The sequence below is a fragment of the Staphylococcus sp. GDY8P126P genome (genome assembly GCF_017891965.1).
In the GTDB taxonomy this organism is placed as follows: Bacteria; Bacillota; Bacilli; order Staphylococcales; family Staphylococcaceae; genus Staphylococcus; species Staphylococcus saprophyticus.
The window spans coordinates 95,529-111,436 of sequence record NZ_JAESKG010000004.1 but is presented as its reverse complement, the minus strand read 5'-3'; the positions used below and the strand labels follow the sequence as shown (position 1 = coordinate 111,436).

Annotated in this window: 16 protein-coding genes and 1 riboswitch; of the genes, 6 read left to right on the top strand and 10 right to left on the bottom strand. The window is 33.0% G+C overall.

The genetic code is table 11. The features are described from left to right. On the top strand, positions 1-876 hold the full coding sequence (locus tag KA893_RS08750) for a MurR/RpiR family transcriptional regulator (RefSeq protein WP_041079145.1): 876 nt from the start codon (positions 1-3) through the stop codon (positions 874-876). Between the two features lie 95 nt (positions 877-971). Here the strand turns inward: KA893_RS08750 and KA893_RS08745 are convergent, their stop codons facing one another. Next, complete coding sequence (locus tag KA893_RS08745; RefSeq protein ID WP_069821531.1) at positions 972-2,405, bottom strand: alkaline phosphatase; 1,434 nt, start codon at positions 2,403-2,405, stop codon at positions 972-974. A 257-nt stretch (positions 2,406-2,662) separates the two neighbouring features. Continuing rightward, on the bottom strand, positions 2,663-4,051 hold the full coding sequence (locus KA893_RS08740) for an amino acid permease (RefSeq protein WP_037537857.1): 1,389 nt from the start codon (positions 4,049-4,051) through the stop codon (positions 2,663-2,665). A 431-nt stretch (positions 4,052-4,482) separates the two neighbouring features. On the opposite strand from KA893_RS08740, the gene KA893_RS08735 reads away from it, so the two are divergent. From KA893_RS08735 to KA893_RS08725, 3 genes are read left to right on the top strand one after another with little or no spacing between them, the layout of a single operon-like run. Further along, positions 4,483-5,328, top strand: coding sequence for a formate/nitrite transporter family protein (locus tag KA893_RS08735; protein ID WP_069820435.1), 846 nt, complete (start codon positions 4,483-4,485; stop codon positions 5,326-5,328). 56 nt (positions 5,329-5,384) lie between these two features. After that, on the top strand, positions 5,385-5,744 hold the full coding sequence (locus KA893_RS08730; protein ID WP_002482541.1) for a hypothetical protein: 360 nt from the start codon (positions 5,385-5,387) through the stop codon (positions 5,742-5,744). Beyond that, a complete protein-coding gene (locus tag KA893_RS08725; protein ID WP_002482540.1) occupies positions 5,741-5,926 on the top strand; it encodes a hypothetical protein in 186 nt (61 codons plus the stop codon). The genes KA893_RS08730 and KA893_RS08725 overlap by 4 nt, the downstream gene beginning before the upstream one ends. A 47-nt stretch (positions 5,927-5,973) precedes the next feature. Here the strand turns inward: KA893_RS08725 and KA893_RS08720 are convergent, their stop codons facing one another. The 3 genes from KA893_RS08720 to KA893_RS08710 form a co-directional block, all read right to left on the bottom strand. Beyond that, entirely contained in the window at positions 5,974-6,165 is a 192-nt protein-coding gene (locus tag KA893_RS08720) for a hypothetical protein (protein ID WP_002482539.1), read from the bottom strand. A gap of 4 nt (positions 6,166-6,169) precedes the next feature. Next, positions 6,170-6,814, bottom strand: coding sequence for an HAD-IA family hydrolase (locus KA893_RS08715; protein WP_002482538.1), 645 nt, complete (start codon positions 6,812-6,814; stop codon positions 6,170-6,172). Between the two features lie 186 nt (positions 6,815-7,000). After that, the gene (locus KA893_RS08710) at positions 7,001-7,915 is read right to left on the bottom strand and encodes a bile acid:sodium symporter family protein (protein WP_069821532.1); all 915 of its coding nucleotides are present in this window, start codon (positions 7,913-7,915) and stop codon (positions 7,001-7,003) included. Positions 7,916-8,173: 258 nt separating this feature from the next. Here KA893_RS08710 and KA893_RS08705 point away from each other — a divergent pair, with 258 nt between their 5' ends. Continuing rightward, positions 8,174-8,704: a hypothetical protein gene (locus KA893_RS08705; RefSeq protein WP_002482536.1), complete on the top strand. Its 531-nt coding sequence runs from the start codon at positions 8,174-8,176 to the stop codon at positions 8,702-8,704. A 261-nt stretch (positions 8,705-8,965) separates the two neighbouring features. Here KA893_RS08705 and KA893_RS08700 read toward each other — a convergent pair whose 3' ends face one another. Continuing rightward, on the bottom strand, positions 8,966-10,552 hold the full coding sequence (locus tag KA893_RS08700; protein WP_210125741.1) for an alpha-glucoside-specific PTS transporter subunit IIBC: 1,587 nt from the start codon (positions 10,550-10,552) through the stop codon (positions 8,966-8,968). Positions 10,553-10,767: 215 nt separating this feature from the next. Here KA893_RS08700 and KA893_RS08695 point away from each other — a divergent pair, with 215 nt between their 5' ends. Further along, positions 10,768-11,535: a MurR/RpiR family transcriptional regulator gene (locus KA893_RS08695; protein ID WP_002482534.1), complete on the top strand. Its 768-nt coding sequence runs from the start codon at positions 10,768-10,770 to the stop codon at positions 11,533-11,535. A 90-nt stretch (positions 11,536-11,625) separates the two neighbouring features. Here the strand turns inward: KA893_RS08695 and KA893_RS08690 are convergent, their stop codons facing one another. The 4 genes from KA893_RS08690 to KA893_RS08675 all read right to left on the bottom strand — a co-directional run bounded on the left by KA893_RS08690 (position 11,626) and on the right by KA893_RS08675 (position 15,835). Beyond that, positions 11,626-12,132: an SRPBCC family protein gene (locus KA893_RS08690; RefSeq protein ID WP_037537852.1), complete on the bottom strand. Its 507-nt coding sequence runs from the start codon at positions 12,130-12,132 to the stop codon at positions 11,626-11,628. Positions 12,133-12,495: 363 nt separating this feature from the next. Beyond that, positions 12,496-13,788: a Na+/H+ antiporter NhaC family protein gene (locus tag KA893_RS08685; protein ID WP_041079151.1), complete on the bottom strand. Its 1,293-nt coding sequence runs from the start codon at positions 13,786-13,788 to the stop codon at positions 12,496-12,498. Positions 13,789-13,903: 115 nt separating this feature from the next. After that, positions 13,904-14,004: riboswitch (SAM riboswitch) on the bottom strand. A gap of 130 nt (positions 14,005-14,134) precedes the next feature. Continuing rightward, complete coding sequence (locus KA893_RS08680) at positions 14,135-14,746, bottom strand: flavin reductase family protein (RefSeq protein ID WP_002482531.1); 612 nt, start codon at positions 14,744-14,746, stop codon at positions 14,135-14,137. 207 nt (positions 14,747-14,953) lie between these two features. Next, positions 14,954-15,835 carry an SDR family oxidoreductase gene (locus tag KA893_RS08675; protein ID WP_002482530.1) on the bottom strand — a complete coding sequence of 294 codons (882 nt, stop codon included), beginning with the start codon at positions 15,833-15,835 and terminating at the stop codon, positions 14,954-14,956. Positions 15,836-15,908 lie beyond the last annotated feature (73 nt).

Genomic DNA, 15,908 nt, shown 5'->3' with positions numbered 1-15,908 from the left:
ATGACCAACGTACTTTATAAAATTGATAGCAATTATAATCAATTAACTAAAAGCGAGAAAAAAATCGCTGACTTCATACTAAATACACCGCATAAAATGATAAATATGTCTGTCCAAGATTTATCAAATGAAATTGATACAAGTACAGCATCCATTGTTAGATTTAGTAAGAAAATAACTGGAAAAGGATTTCAAGAGCTTAAAATCGCTATATCTCGTTATTTACCTAATAATGCAATTAACAATAATCATCTAGAACTTGTAGATAATGAATCTGTAGATACACTTAAAAACAAAATGTTATCTCGTGTCACTGATACGATGAATTATGTATCTAATCATATTGATGACCAAATGATAGATTACATATGTGATACGATGAAGCGTGCACGTACAATCTTTCTATTTGGCTATGGTGCCTCTCTCGTGATAGTGACTGACCTTTTCCAAAAATTATCGCGCATAGGACTTAATGTTCGTCTACTTCAAGAGACGCATTTATTCATGTCGACGCTAGCTACCCATGATGAACGTGACTGTATTATTTTTGTTACGAATCAAGGTAGTCATAGCGAAATGCAATCCATGGCAAAAGTCGCTAAAGATTATACGATACCTATTATTACAATTTCTAGTTCAAATGATAATCCAGTTGCTAAAATATCAGATTACACCATTATTTATGGTCAAACAGATGAAAATGAATTGCGCATGGCTGCCACGACATCTCTATTCGCACAATTGTTTACTGTTGATATTTTATATTATCGCTATATTGCCTTAAATTACCAAAGTGCACTGGATTCAATTACACAATCTAAAATGGCTTTAGATAATTATCGTAAGCATTTATCTACCATTCGGTTTAAACACTAATTACTTTTTACAAATAAAACACTTTCCCTAATGATCACATTGTATTGTGAACTTAGAGAAAGTGTTTTATTTGTTTTCTTAGTTATGAAATTGAATTAAGATGATTGATCATTTTTGAAAAAATCAAAGATGTTTTTGGCATTATCTGTATTATCAATGTTACCTTGGAATCGGTCACTACCTGCACCAAATGCATAAGTATTTACATCTTCACCAGTATGACCATACGTTGTCCATCCAGTGTTAGACTTATCGTTAATTGGTTTTTGTACTGCATCTTGTAGTTTTTGTAATTGATCTTTATATTTTTCGTCATCTTCATCAAGATCTTTTAATTTTTTAGCTTCTTCATTAATTTTATCAATTTGACTTTGTTTTACATCAAATCCATAACCCTCTTTAATGACTTTCGCAGCGTCTTTACCACTAGCAATTTGCTTTGTCATATAAGAACCTGAATGTTTCATTGAGTGAATGGCATCTGGATTCCAAACGTAGTCTTTACCCTTAGCAATGGATAAACCACCTGTTGAATGGTCAGCAGTCGCAACGACTAGCGTATCTGGATTTGCTTTAGCGTATTGTGTTGCATAGTCAAATGCTTTTTCAAAACCTTGCATTTCAGACATTACGCCAGTAACATCATTAGGATGACCAGATTTATCAATTGAAGCACCCTCTACCATTAAGAAGAATCCTTTATCATTTTGTTTCAATTTATTAACAGCAGTATCTGTCATATCAACAAGTTTTGGATTTTGTTTTGATGCATCAATTTGTAAAGGCATATCATTATCTGCAAATAAACCTAGTATTTGCTTGCTATTAGAGTTTTGCATTTGCGATTTATTCTTCACAATATCATAACCATCTTTTTTGAATTTATCTGTGAGGTTACCATTCTCTTTTCCGAAATATTCAGCACCGCCACCAAGTAGCACGTCCACTTTGTGTTGGCCATTTATTTTATCATTATAAAATTGTTGCGCAATTTCGTCTTTTTTATCACGATCATCAACATGTGCCGCATAAGCTGCTGGTGTAGCATCCGTAAGTTCAGCAGTAGACACAAGTCCAGTTGACTTACCATTTTCTTTAGCTTGTTCTAAAACAGTTTTAACATCCTTTTTATTTTCATCAACACCAATTGCACCATTAAATGTTTTATGACCAGAACTAAAAGCAGTTGCCCCTGCAGCTGAATCCGTTACATTTTCTTTTGGATCATCTGAATTTGTACGTTGGTTGCCTGCTAAATAATGATCAAATGCTGTTTTATCCATTTCTTTTGTTTCAGGATTATCTGCAAAATAACGGTATGCAGAGTTATATGAAGGTCCCATACCATCGCCCACAAGGAAAATCACACTTTTAGGATTTTTAGTATTTCCCATATATGAAACTTCATCATTTTGATTTGAATCTTGTCCTCCGCTTGATGCATAAGTTGGTTGTGCACTCCCCAATGCTGTACTAGCCACAATTGCACTTGCTACAGAAATAGTTGCTAACCTATTGAAGATTTTCATAAATTAATAACTCCTTTAATATGTATTATCGTGCTACACATTCAGTTTAAAACACTAGTTTTGAGTGAACATTTTAATATAGTTAATTTTCTGTAAATTAACTATATTATGAATATAAATAGCTTATTAATAAATATGAAACCTTTTATGTTGAAATTATTTTAATAAAAAAACAAACAGAGCCTGAGACATCTATTTTTGTCTCAGACTCGTTATACTTCAATAAGCATTCAAGCTATTTCTGATATTTACTTTACTTATATCAGTTTGTCTTTACTCAATTTATGATAGCCTTTTAAGAAAAAGAATAATGTCATAAATAATAAGAATATAATACCAATTACAACTGAAACGACGGTTTCTTTATTAAACAACATACCGATCAATACCATTATAAAGAATGCCATCGTAATATAGTTTGTTATAGCACCACCAGGCATCTTGAACGGGTGACCATCTAATTCGTCAGGATGATTTTTTCTAAATCTTAAATGACTAATTAAAATCATAAACCACGGTACCATACCAGGTAAGATTGACGCACTATATACGTAAACAAAAATACTGTCTGCACCTTTAATGAATAAAGGTAAGATAACATTTAATAATGCACCAATTAAAATACCCATTGCAATGGCAAGTACAGTCCAAATTGGAACACCATTTTTCATAACTTTACCAAAGAATTTAGGTAACATGCCTTTTTGAGATAAGTTCAATGTCATACGACTAGCACTGAATATACCTGAGTTACAACCTGACATTGCTGCAGTCAATACAACAAAGTTAATTAAACCAGCTGCAAAGGTAATACCTACTTTCGCAAATGTTGCTACAAAAGGACTACCTATGTTTCCTAATTCATCCCATGGATAAACAGTAACAATCACAAAAATTGCACCAATATAGAAAATTAATATACGCCAGATAACACCATTAACCGCACTTTTAATATTTTTCTGCGGATCTTTCGTCTCACCAGCTGTAATACCAATTAATTCCACACCTTGATATGAACCAATAACAATTGATAGCGCAAAGAAGAATCCAATCCAACCATTAGGCATGAAACCACCATGTGACCATAAATTAGATAAGCCGATCGCTTCTCCACCATTACCAAGTCCAAAGAAAATTAATCCAAAGCCAGCAACAATCATTAATATAATTGTTACAACTTTAATCATTGCAAACCAGAATTCAAATTCACCGAACGCCTTAACAGATACAAGGTTTGCACCTGCTAATAGTGCAACCACAATAACACCAGGAATCCACTGTGGTAAATCTGGGAACCAGTAGTTCATATATTCTCCAACGGCAATGACCTCACTCATTCCTACAACAACCCATTGGAATATATTACTCCAAGCTGTTAAGTACCCTGCCACTGGATGTATGTAATCACTTGCAAAGTTAGCAAAAGAACCAGAAGTTGGATGTAAGTAAACCATTTCTCCCATTGCTCTCATTACTAAGAATAAAAAGATACCTGCAATTAAATATGCGAATATCACAGAAGGACCTGTCCATTTTATAGTGCTGGTTGCCCCCATAAACAATCCAACACCGATTGTTCCGCCAAGAGCGATCATACGCATTTGACGAGCACCTAATCCCCTTTGTAATTCATTATTTTCTTCCATCATTCAAACCCCATCTCTTTCAAATATAAGTAAATTTCATTTCACTTATTATGTCGCTATTATACTATAAATTCAAAAAATTTAAACAATTATTTTGAATTATGTAAGGGCTTACATTTACCGTCATTAATTGTATGCGATTTTAGTAAAAAAAGCAAAGTCTTTTTTTATTATTTTATTACTTCAATCCTACATTTTTTAAATATAGGTTTTAAACACCTATATAAATAGGTTTTAAAGAAAGCACCATATCACTATCCATCAGTACTTTGCGCATGATATTCAATGATTGAGGTTCATAAGGAAAATTCATTTTATTCAAACATCGCTTAAATACTTTATAGCTTATCAAAATATATTTTGTGAAAATATTCACAATCTAATCGCTTCGTAGTATACTATGCTTAATTAAAGAAAGTGAGGATAATAAAGTGAACGAAAAAAATGTTAAATGGGATAAAGTCTTTTACGGTAAATCTTGGATAAATCATGTAGTAGATACAATAAGAACAAAGGATATACTTCAAAGTTTTTATTTCAAACGTTATTTACTTCGCGCCATCATGGCTGGATTTATATTAGGTGTCATCACAGTATTTGTATTACTTATTAAAGCTTCTCTTGATACACATGTTCCTACAGGTGTTATCAATTTAGTGGCTGCTGTCGCATTTAGTTTTGCGCTTGTTTTAATACTATTTACAAATTCAGAGCTACTGACAAGCAACTTTATGTATTTTACTGTTGGTTTATATTATCGCGTTATCAGTCCAACTCGTGTTTTAAAAATCTTCATGCTTTGCTTCATTGGGAATGCCTTAGGTGGCCTAGTTTTCTTTCTTATATTAAAAGGCTCTGATGTTATGACAGTTGATATGTTTACGCAATTAGAGGCAACCATTGAACATAAAACATTATCTTCAAGTTTGATAGCGATATTAATTAAAGGTATTTTTGCAAATTTCTTCATTAATATTTCTTTAGTCATTGCGATGCAAATAGATGATATTTTAGCTAAAATGTTTGTCATGATGTTTGGTGTGTCAATTTTTGCATTTATGGGTTATGAACATGTCGTATACAATACTGTCCTTTTCGCAGGCGGTCTCATTTATCATAGTAACGTATTAGCTTTAACTCCTGCAGTTATCAATCTGATTGGTGCAGGTATTGGGAATTATATCGGGGGTGGTTTAATTATAGGTTTATTCTATGCATATTTAAATGATCACCATCAATATGATCACGAAGTATCAACTAAACCAGTGAAACATTAACTTAAATACGTTGTATGGTATACTCTTTATTAGATTTGATTACAAAGGAGTTTTATATGAATCAACACTTACTGAAACGTACAATTACGATTTCCATCATTTTTGGTGTGTTATTTTTCGTATTAAATTATTTTAGTGGTTCCGATAGTTCCATTGGGCAACTCATATTAAAAAGTATACTTGTCATCGTTGTCTTTGGCATTTTATATTTTGTGCTTTTCTCTATAGTAAATTCACCTGAAAGAAAATATAAATTTGGAATAACCATTCCAATCGCATTACTTATTGCAATACTCATTAGTGCGATATTCTCCGCTCTGAAAGTAGGTATTGTCATTGGCTTAATTCTCGGGATTATTGCTGGTTATGTATGGGAATTTATTGCAAAAAATAAAAATGGTGGTGACAAATCATGAGTATTATCTTAGGCGTTGTTGTTATGATTTTGTTAATCGTAAGTTTGATACCCAACCTTAAAGCTGTTAAAAAATCAAAAGAAACAGGTGAAAAGAATCCTCGTTTTGCCATTATGGTGGGAATCGATGCGATTCTACTTATTCTTGTTATCGTAACACTTCTATTTAAATTTTTATCATAGAAACATAAAAAGGCTGCCGTGTTTTAACACGACAGCCTTTTTTAATATCAAAATTGATTTTGTAAGACAAAATAATAAAGCGCTGCTGCGCCTAATAAATAAACTAAAGTACCCACCATAAACGAACGGAAATGAATATGAAACGGTATCTTTTTATTAAAAATAGGTCCTAGTACTAAATTACCAATCGCTAATACGATAGGTCCACCTAAGAAAAACAATATCAAATAACCATTCATAGTATTAACCCCTATTATTTTCAAAACATAATTTTATAATCTCTTCTGCAGATAAATCTTTTCCTATATAAGCAACCTCATTAAAATCTTGTAATTCTGTCATCTCGTTTGTATTAACAATGACATCTAATCCTGCGGTAACAGCAGCCGTGGCACCATTAACAGAGTCTTCTAACGCAAGACAATTCGTAGGATTGTAATTTAGTTTTTGCACTGCTGTTAAATATGGATCTGGATTCGGTTTAATTGCTGCAACATCCTCACGTCCTACAATAATATCTATATAAGCATCTAAACCTAAGTTTTTAAATGTTGGCAGAATATCTTCTCGATAACTACTTGTTGCGATTGCCATTGATATATGGCGTTGTTTACAATAATCCATTAACTTTTGTACAGATTCAATAATCGGTAAATCCACACTTGTTTCATGATGCTCTTCATAAATTTTATTTTTATTGTCAATACCAAGTACTTCCTCTAAATAATTATGTAATGCGGTTGCAGCACCACCAATTGATTGTCGATAATAGTCTAAGCTAATTTCATTTTGCTTATGCTGTTTTAAATGTTTATTGATGATTTCAAATAGATGCTTTTCTGTATCAATCATCGTACCATCAAAATCAAATACCACTGCTTTATACATGAATATGCCTCCAATAATTGCTTCACAATTCAATAATTTAATCGTTTCTATTTAGTACTAGCTTATCATAATTTCAAGTGTAATTAATTTTCTTTATCTTATCAATTTCACACCAAAAAAAGCGGGTACCTAAATTCACTACTTAAAGTCGTAGTGTCATTTGTGTATCCACTGTTGATTAAGATTTTAACGTTTATTCCAGTATTTTGCTAAAATTGGACCTGTAATATTATGTACTAAACTAAATACTGCACCCGGAACAGCTGCTAGCGGACTAAAATGCACAGTCGCTAACGATACTGCCAGACCAGAATTTTGCATCCCAACTTCAATAGATACTGCTTTCTTGTCTGCTCTCTCTAGTTTAAATATACGTGCTAGCGTATAACCAAGTGTATAACCTACTATATTATGCAAGATAACAACAGCAAAGATTAATAAACCAGTTTCAAGAATCTGTGATTTACTCCCTCCAACGACTGATGCTAAAATTAATGAAATAGCAACTACAGATACAATTGGCAATGCCGTAGCAGATTTGGCCGCAAAATTCTTGAATACCTTTTGTAATATAAAACCAATCAATATCGGTATCAATATAACTTGAATGACTGACCAAAACATACTCATGAATGAAACTTGTAGCCATTCATGCGCAAATAAATATATTAATGCTGGTGTCATAATTGGCGCAAGTAAAGTTGAAACACTTGTGATGGCAACTGATAGCGCAACATTCGCATTAGCTAAGTAACTCATAACGTTACTTGATGTCCCTCCTGGACAACAGCCTACTAATATAACACCAATTGCAACTTCTGGTGGTAAATGAAATAATTTTGCTATTAAAAATGCCGTTAATGGCATAATCGTATATTGTAAAATGACGCCAATAATAACTGAACGTGGCGACTGAAATACAATTTTAAAGTCTTTGGGATTAATTGTTAACCCCATCCCCAACATCACAATACCCAATAAATATGGTACCCATCCGCTCAATGTAGCTAACTGTGCTGGAAAAATAAATCCAATAATTGCAGCAATTAACATCCATACTAAGAATGTGTTGGTGGCAAATCTACTAACTTTTGATAACATCCTAAACACTTCCCTCTATGTATTAACAAAGAAAAATGTATCATACTTTAAGCCCTTAAACAACTGAATTTTCTAAATATTCTAATTTTTAAAATACTAGTGTTTAAATTTTTTTCAACTTCATTCTATAGACCTAGTGCTTACTGTAAAAAAGAGTGGTACAATCTAATAGAAATATAAATATGTAAAAATTTAAGTGTAATAGAATATTATGATTAATAACGATAAAACACTTTATATAGATATTGGGGGTATAATATGTTTTTAGATAAAACTGAAACGTTTGTGTTAAATATTGAAGGTCTTGGTAAGCGCGTGACGAGAAAGCACTTAACAAAACTTTTAAAACAAATTCACTTTTGTAATTCTTTTAAATTCACTATTTTTAAGAAAAATAATTTATATGCTTTAGAGATAAATTTACCGAAACAACAGCTACCATATTTGATTAGCTTTTTAAGTTTTCATAATTATGCCATCTATCAAATACTAGAAAGTGCACATTCAGATGAACTGTTAGCATTAGATCACTTATTATTATCATCGAAACGTTTTGAATTAGTCGTAGATGGTCTACATGATGCATTTATAAAAGATAAAGTCATCGACATCATGAATTTAATCAATCAAACTGACTATATCTCTTATACCTTCAATAGAAACAAGATAAATGTTTCATGTTCACCTTCTATATTTGCAAAATTAATATATTTAGTTGCAACGCATAATATAGATGTACTCGGAGCAGTATACCAACCAAGACTGATGCATAAAGTAAGAATTTCATAAACTTCACATAAATTTGGAATAAGGATGACATATCGTTTTTTCTAAAATAGCATTGACATGAAATAATTCCAATATAACTAAGTAGAGTCTGAGACAAAAATAGATGTCTCAGACTCTTTTTAATTTAGGCAGTAGATGACTGAAGTGAAAATGCGCTTATATCAAGCTATTTTCAATCCTAGTCATCCTTGCCGGGGTGGGACCACGAAATCTCTATTAGAAAATATGATTTCTGTCCCACTCCCTAAAATCCACTATACTTTACTGCGATTCATTGACTATATTTTCAAAAGCCTCTCTTACTTGTGGCACAGACATACCCACAACGACTTGTACGTTCTTACCACTCTTAACTAATCCATGCGACATTTGGTTATGCGTAAAATACCCACTATCTTCTACTTTCTCTGGATCATTAACAGTCAATCTCAAACGTGTCGTACAATTAGTAACATCTTTAATATTTTCCGTACCACCTAAGCCCTCTAAATAATAAATTGCTTTATCTTCATACTCATTTCCAGTAGATGCAGTTGTTTTTGTTTCTTCTTTTTTATCTTTATAATCATGTTTACTATACAATTTCACATCTTCTTCATCTTTTTTACGACCAGGAAGTGGAATATTGAATTTTAAAATTAAAAATCTAAATAAGAAGTAATATATTGCTGTAAATATAAGACCAATAATTATTTGGAATACGTATGTTAGCCAATGGTTTTGTGCTAAAGGAATCCAGTTTGTTGCGAAGAAGTCTAAAAGTCCCCCGCCAAAATTACCGACAAGACCAAATCCATACATTAATGTATCCATTGTAGCAGCTAATAATGCATGTAATACAAATAAATAAGGTGCAATAAATAAGAATGTAAATTCTAATGGTTCCGTAATACCTACAACGACTGCAGTTAATGTTGCTGGTATAAGTAATGCTGCAATTTTCTTTTTATTTTCTTTAGGTGTCGTAGAGTACATTGCTAAAGCAATACCAATAGCACCAAATACTTTACCATTACCTTGTAGCATAAAGCCATAAGGAAATTGTTCTTTTAATGGTTTCGTACTCTTAGCAAACTCATTGACATGTTCGAACCATTCGGCTTTCAAACCGTGATTAACCACTACTGGGCCGACTTCAATTGGTGCATAAATGAAATGATGTAGGCCAGTTGGAATAAGCACTCTCTCTAAGAAATGGTACAACCATACACCAATATAACCTGAACCTATGATAAATCCTTGTAATGATGAAATGCCTCCTTGTACAGTTGGCCAAATAATACAAGTAATTAATGCAAATGGCAACATAACAAAGAATGAAATCGTAACAACAAATGTCAATCCTTGGAATACACCTAACATTTCAGGAAGACGTTTACTGTAATAGCGATTATGTATCCAAGTTATGATACTGGAGATGATAATACCGCCTAATATGTTTGTATCGAGCGTTTCAATACCAGCAATCGCTTTAAGGCCTGTTACATTTTCAACACCTTTTTCCAAATTTGCGCCAAATGTATGTGGCCATTGCGTAAGTATTGCATTGATAAATGTATTAAACATTAAGTAACCCATTAAGGCAGCTAAGGCAGCGTGTCCTGGTGCTTTCTTAGCTAATGATAAAGGTAAACCTACTACAAAGACGATTTCCATGTGATTAAATATCGTCCAACCACCTGATTCAATCACAGACCAAATCTTAAACCAATTCGTTCCTTCTTCTGCAATACTCCCCATAATTGATGGATTTTTAAATAGTGTTGCAAACCCAAGTACAATACCGAAGAAAGCAAACATTAATACAGGTACGATCATTGCACTGCCAAACCTTTTAATTGCGTTCATAACTGTGTTCCCTCATTTCCTATCAGTTCAATTTTCAAAAATTTAAAACATCTATACTTTATTATTATATTCAATCGTATTCATTGCTTATGCTTAATATTAAAGGAAACGCTTACATAAAAACAATAGTTTGACGTCATTTGGAATAATTTTGTATAATCAGATTATATTTTCAAAAGTCGAAAATATTTTCATGAAGTGTGAGGTGATTACCATTGTTTTTAGATGAACGCGTCAATAATAACTTTAATAAATTAAACGAAAATGATTTACATATAGCACATTTTATTAATACACATATTAATCAATGTAAAACGATGAAAATACAAGAATTAGCTGCGAATACCCATGCATCCAATGCGACGATCCATCGTTTTACACGTAAGCTTGGGTTTGACGGATACAGTGATTTTAAATCTTATTTAAAATTTGAAACAGAACAATCACATCAGCTGCCTTCCGACTCTATTGAAGGATTTAAACAAGAAATTGAAAATACGTTCACTTATTTAGAGCGCATTGATTATGAACTGATTACCGATAAAATTAACCAAGCCGAAACGGTCTATCTATACGGTACAGGTTTAGCTCAGATGAATGTTGCTCAAGAAGCACAACGGATTTTATTAACAATTCATAAGAATATTATTGTCCTACATGATGTTCATGAATTTAAAATGGTCTTAAATAAAGCAACACCGAAAGATATCTTTTTTATCATTTCGCTTTCCGGAGAAACAACGCAACTTTCAGATATCACTAATTTACTGCAACTGCGTCAAAAATACTTTTTCTCAGTAACTACATTGAAAGATAACACGCTAGCACAAAAAGCAAATTATAATATCTATGTTTCGAGTAATACGTTTTATCTCGTAGATGGTATAGATTACTCTAGCTTTATCAGTTATCATATCTTTTTCGAAACATTGCTACGGAAATATAATGAACGCCAAGAAAAAGGCGAACTCAACACACACTAAAAAAAGGACTTACAAGCAATCAATTCATTTAGCATGCTTGTAAGTCCTTTTTTTATTTGTATTAAAATGATATTTTGTCGTTTTTTATAATTATAATTCCGCTTCAAATGTTTCTAATGCAATTTGTAGTTTATCAAATAACATTTCAAAACCATGTGCAGTAGAATCATGGTATTCTTTTTTCTTTTGCTTATATTCTAATGTTGTAAGTCTACGTTCTCTAGGAACATACGCAATATAATTGAAAATCATTTGTGTGATGCCAGGTGCTCTTTCGAATATTTCAACTTCTATCGTATCTTCAGAATCACTTAGCTCTGGCATACCTATGGTCATTACAATATATTCAAAAGGCGTTAACGTACGATATGATCCTTGAATTTTATTTTCTTTGCCTTTTCTTACATCAATAATCGTATAGTTTCCATTTTGTTCAGCATCTACTTGTATTGATTTATTTGTTCTTTCTGTTGTCATAAACCATTGTTTAAGAAAACGTTCATCTGTCCACGCTTGATATAACAATTCTGGTTCAACTTTAAATAATCGTTCAAGACGTATCTCAACATTTTCATTCTCTACATTATATTTAGCCACGATGGATTGTTCACCTACTTTCACTCTTATTTCTATTCTAACGCATTATACAAGACTTCTAAACTATAATCATACGAAATATGAGTGGTTTGTATGATTTTATCAAACTTTCAACAACTTTATTTTATCGTTAATAGTCAGTAAACGTCAAAATTTTGCATTCTTAAATCTTTAACAATTAGGATTAAACTTAATAAAGCATCCTGTACTACGCCGTTAGTCTATACTTAAAAAAGAGAGTCAGAAATCAAATAATACATAAGATTCCGCACTCTCTCAATTTATATTAAACTTAACAATTTTGCATGACGACTGTTAATCATCCATACATATGAAATATTCACTTCACATGATTGTTAGGGTTTATTTCTTGTCCAATCTCGGCAATCTAAAGGCGATAGCAATCAGACCACAAATCCCTAATATCATCGGATAAATCGCATACGGTACCAATTCAAACGGTGATATAGATGCCACACCTGCTGCTGCAATAAGCTGTGGACTATACGGTAATAGTCCTTGGAAACAGCTTGCAAACATATCTAGAATACTTGCTGATTTACGCGGATCTACACCATATTCATCTGAAATGTCTTTAGCTAATGACCCTGCCATTAATATAGAAATCGTATTATTAGCAGTTGAAATATCGGCCACACTCACTAAGCCAGCAATTCCTAGTTCTGCGCCACGCTTAGATTTCACTCTATTACGCACAAAATTAAGTAACCATGTAATACCACCATTGTGTTGTATCAATGCCACTAGACCACCAATTAATAGTGCAATAATGGCAATATCCTCCATGCCAATAATCCCTTTAGAAATAGAGCTTAATAACCCAATCCAATCAAAGGTACCATAAAATAAACCTATAATTGCCGAAAGTATAATACCGCCAATAAGTACAATAATAACGTTGACGCCGAATAATGCGAGTATGAGTACAAATAAATAAGGTACTACTTTTATAAGATCATAATCGTAGCTCTTAGATGCATCAATTTGTGCTCCATTTGTTAAAAACCAAAGTACAATGACAGTAAATATGGCACCAGGTAACACGATTTTGATATTCACCTTAAACTTATCACTCATTTTTGTTTTTTGAGTTCTTACCGCAGCTATCGTTGTATCTGAAATCATTGATAAATTATCACCAAACATCGCCCCACCTACGACCGTCGCCATAGTGATGGCTGCAGAGACATCCGTTGCTTGGCTTAGTCCAAAGCCAACAGGCGCTATAGCTGCTACAGTGCCCACGGATGTACCCATAGAAAGTGACACGAACATACATATCACGAATAAACCTACAATGATTAAATTCTCAGGAATCAAAGATAGTCCCAAATTCACTGTAGATTTTACGCCACCCATATCTTCAGTTGTTTGCGAAAACGCTCCTGCTAATAAGAAAATGAGCATCATTAGTATAATATTGGAATGTCCTGCACCCTTAGTAAAAATTTCAACTTTCTTTTGAAATGATTCTTTTCTATTTAATACAAGTCCCACAATTGTCGCTACTAGTATCGCAACATTTAGGGGCATTGTAGTGAAATCGCCGGTAATGATACCAACACCTAAAAACATACCCACAAAAATAATTAAAGGTATCAGTGCCCATGCATTACCTTTCTTTGTCTCCTCCATACAAAACCAACTTTCCTTTAAGTTCAAACAGAACATCAATTTTTCTACCATTAAATAAACTTACTCAAATAAAAAACTCTTTCCAATTGAAGAAAGAGTAAACTTTGTACATTTATTCTTATCTTCTAGCATAAATGATGCTACTGGAATTGGCACACGCATAATCATGTTGCCGAAGTATCCACAGGCCAGTCCCTCCACTTCTCTTGATAAGTTATTTAATTTATTTTTCACAGTACAATATTAAATTAGTTTCGTCAATTACTGTTTTAAATTCTTGCTTAAACTTTAACAAATCTTAACAATTAGCTGATGAGCTAATGACTTCAGTCTTATCATTTATAAATTACTCTGTTGGTCGATTAATCGTAAATGATTGTCCTAATGCAGCATAATCATTTCCAGCTAAACGTGCCACAGGCGCTAATGCTTGTGCATCTATTTTACTATCATCAAAGTAAACTGCCTCATCAATGTGATACATCACAACCTCACCAATGATTAAATCTGATCCTTCTTGAGCATCGCCTAATGTAATGATTTGATTTAGTTTGCATTCCATTCGAATTTTGGCTTGTTCCACACCTGGTACAGGCACGACTTCTGATTTCACACATGTCAACTGCGTTCTTTCTAATTCATTTAGTGTTCTGTCTATAGGTGCAGCCGTTTTATTTATTTGTTCTACAGTCATTTCATCTGTAATATGAACTACAAATGAGCCTGTTTCTTCAATATTTAACGATGTATCTTTGCGCTTTCCTTGTGAACGTGCAGTAGAAATCATAATCATAGGAGGTGCGCTGCATACAACATTAAAAAAACTGAACGGTGCAGCATTTAAATTCCCATCTTTATCCTGTGTTGTCACAAATGCAACTGGTCTTGGAATAACACTACCACTTAGTAATTTATAATTCTGTTGTTTCGTTAATGTGTTTGCGTTATATTGTTTCATCCACATTTATACTCCTTTTAAAAATAATAAAAAAGCGAGACAGAAACCAAACATTGAATTTGATTTCTCAATCTCGCCCATATAACGTCGGCTATATGACTCATTGTAATATTCGCTTATCAATCTAGAAGTCACAGCTAATGTGGAGATGATACAACTTTAATGTGATTGAATCATCTCCACATTAGCTGTGACGTTTCATATAACCTAGTCTAACTGAGTACCACCTGTCACACCATATACTTGACCTGTTGTATAACTGGATTCTTCAGCTGCCAAGTGTACATATGTGCCTGATAATTCTACAGGTTGACCTGCTCTGCCCAAGACTTCCTTTTGTCCAAAGCTCGGAATTTTAGATTGCGGTTGACCACCAGAAATTTGTAATGGTGACCAAAATGGTCCTGGCGCAACACAATTCACACGAATGCCTTTCGCACCGAGTTCTTCGGATAGACTTTTCGTTAATGAAATAATCGCAGCTTTTGAAGCAGCATAATCATGTAAAATTGGGCTTGGATTGTAACCTTGAACTGAAGAGGTCAGCGTAATGGTTGCACCAGCTTGTAAATAATCTACTGCTTTTTGAACTGTCCAAAATATTGGATAAACATTCGTCTCAAATGTTTCTGAAAACGAAGCTGTGTCAAAACCTTTTATGCTTTCTCTATATTGTTGATGACCGGCGACGATGGTTACATTGTCTAACCCGCCAAGTTCGTTGTAAGCTGTTTCAACTAAATCGTAATTAAATTGTTCATCTCTAATGTCACCTGGAATTAAGACAGCTTTTCTTCCTGCTGCTTCAATGACTTGTTGTACTTCTTCTGCATCTTGTTGTTCTGCTGGAAGATAATTGATTGCTACATCAGCGCCTTCCTTAGCGTAAGCAATAGCTGCTGCTCTGCCTATAGCTGAGTCTCCACCAGTAACTAACATTTTATAATCATTTAAACGACCATAACCAGTATAGGATGTTTCACCACAATCAGGCTTTGGATCTAACTTACTTTGTAAACCTGGAACTGGTTGTTCTTGTTTTGGAAAATCTTTATTTGAAAATTTAGTTCTTGGATCTTGACCTGCCATTAAGAACACTCCTTAAATTATGAACTAGTTATTAAATACCCAACATTTCTATTGTCTAATCATAATTTAAGTA

Coding starts and splice junctions, on each gene's coding strand:
- KA893_RS08750 (WP_041079145.1), top strand. CDS start 1: ATGACCAACGTACTTTATAAAATTGATAGCAATTATAATCAATTAACT.
- KA893_RS08745 (WP_069821531.1), bottom strand. CDS start 2,405: ATGAAAATCTTCAATAGGTTAGCAACTATTTCTGTAGCAAGTGCAATT.
- KA893_RS08740 (WP_037537857.1), bottom strand. CDS start 4,051: ATGGAAGAAAATAATGAATTACAAAGGGGATTAGGTGCTCGTCAAATG.
- KA893_RS08730 (WP_002482541.1), top strand. CDS start 5,385: ATGAATCAACACTTACTGAAACGTACAATTACGATTTCCATCATTTTT.
- KA893_RS08725 (WP_002482540.1), top strand. CDS start 5,741: ATGAGTATTATCTTAGGCGTTGTTGTTATGATTTTGTTAATCGTAAGT.
- KA893_RS08720 (WP_002482539.1), bottom strand. CDS start 6,165: ATGAATGGTTATTTGATATTGTTTTTCTTAGGTGGACCTATCGTATTA.
- KA893_RS08715 (WP_002482538.1), bottom strand. CDS start 6,814: ATGTATAAAGCAGTGGTATTTGATTTTGATGGTACGATGATTGATACA.
- KA893_RS08710 (WP_069821532.1), bottom strand. CDS start 7,915: ATGTTATCAAAAGTTAGTAGATTTGCCACCAACACATTCTTAGTATGG.
- KA893_RS08705 (WP_002482536.1), top strand. CDS start 8,174: ATGTTTTTAGATAAAACTGAAACGTTTGTGTTAAATATTGAAGGTCTT.
- KA893_RS08700 (WP_210125741.1), bottom strand. CDS start 10,552: ATGAACGCAATTAAAAGGTTTGGCAGTGCAATGATCGTACCTGTATTA.
- KA893_RS08685 (WP_041079151.1), bottom strand. CDS start 13,788: ATGGAGGAGACAAAGAAAGGTAATGCATGGGCACTGATACCTTTAATT.
- KA893_RS08680 (WP_002482531.1), bottom strand. CDS start 14,746: ATGAAACAATATAACGCAAACACATTAACGAAACAACAGAATTATAAA.
- KA893_RS08675 (WP_002482530.1), bottom strand. CDS start 15,835: ATGGCAGGTCAAGATCCAAGAACTAAATTTTCAAATAAAGATTTTCCA.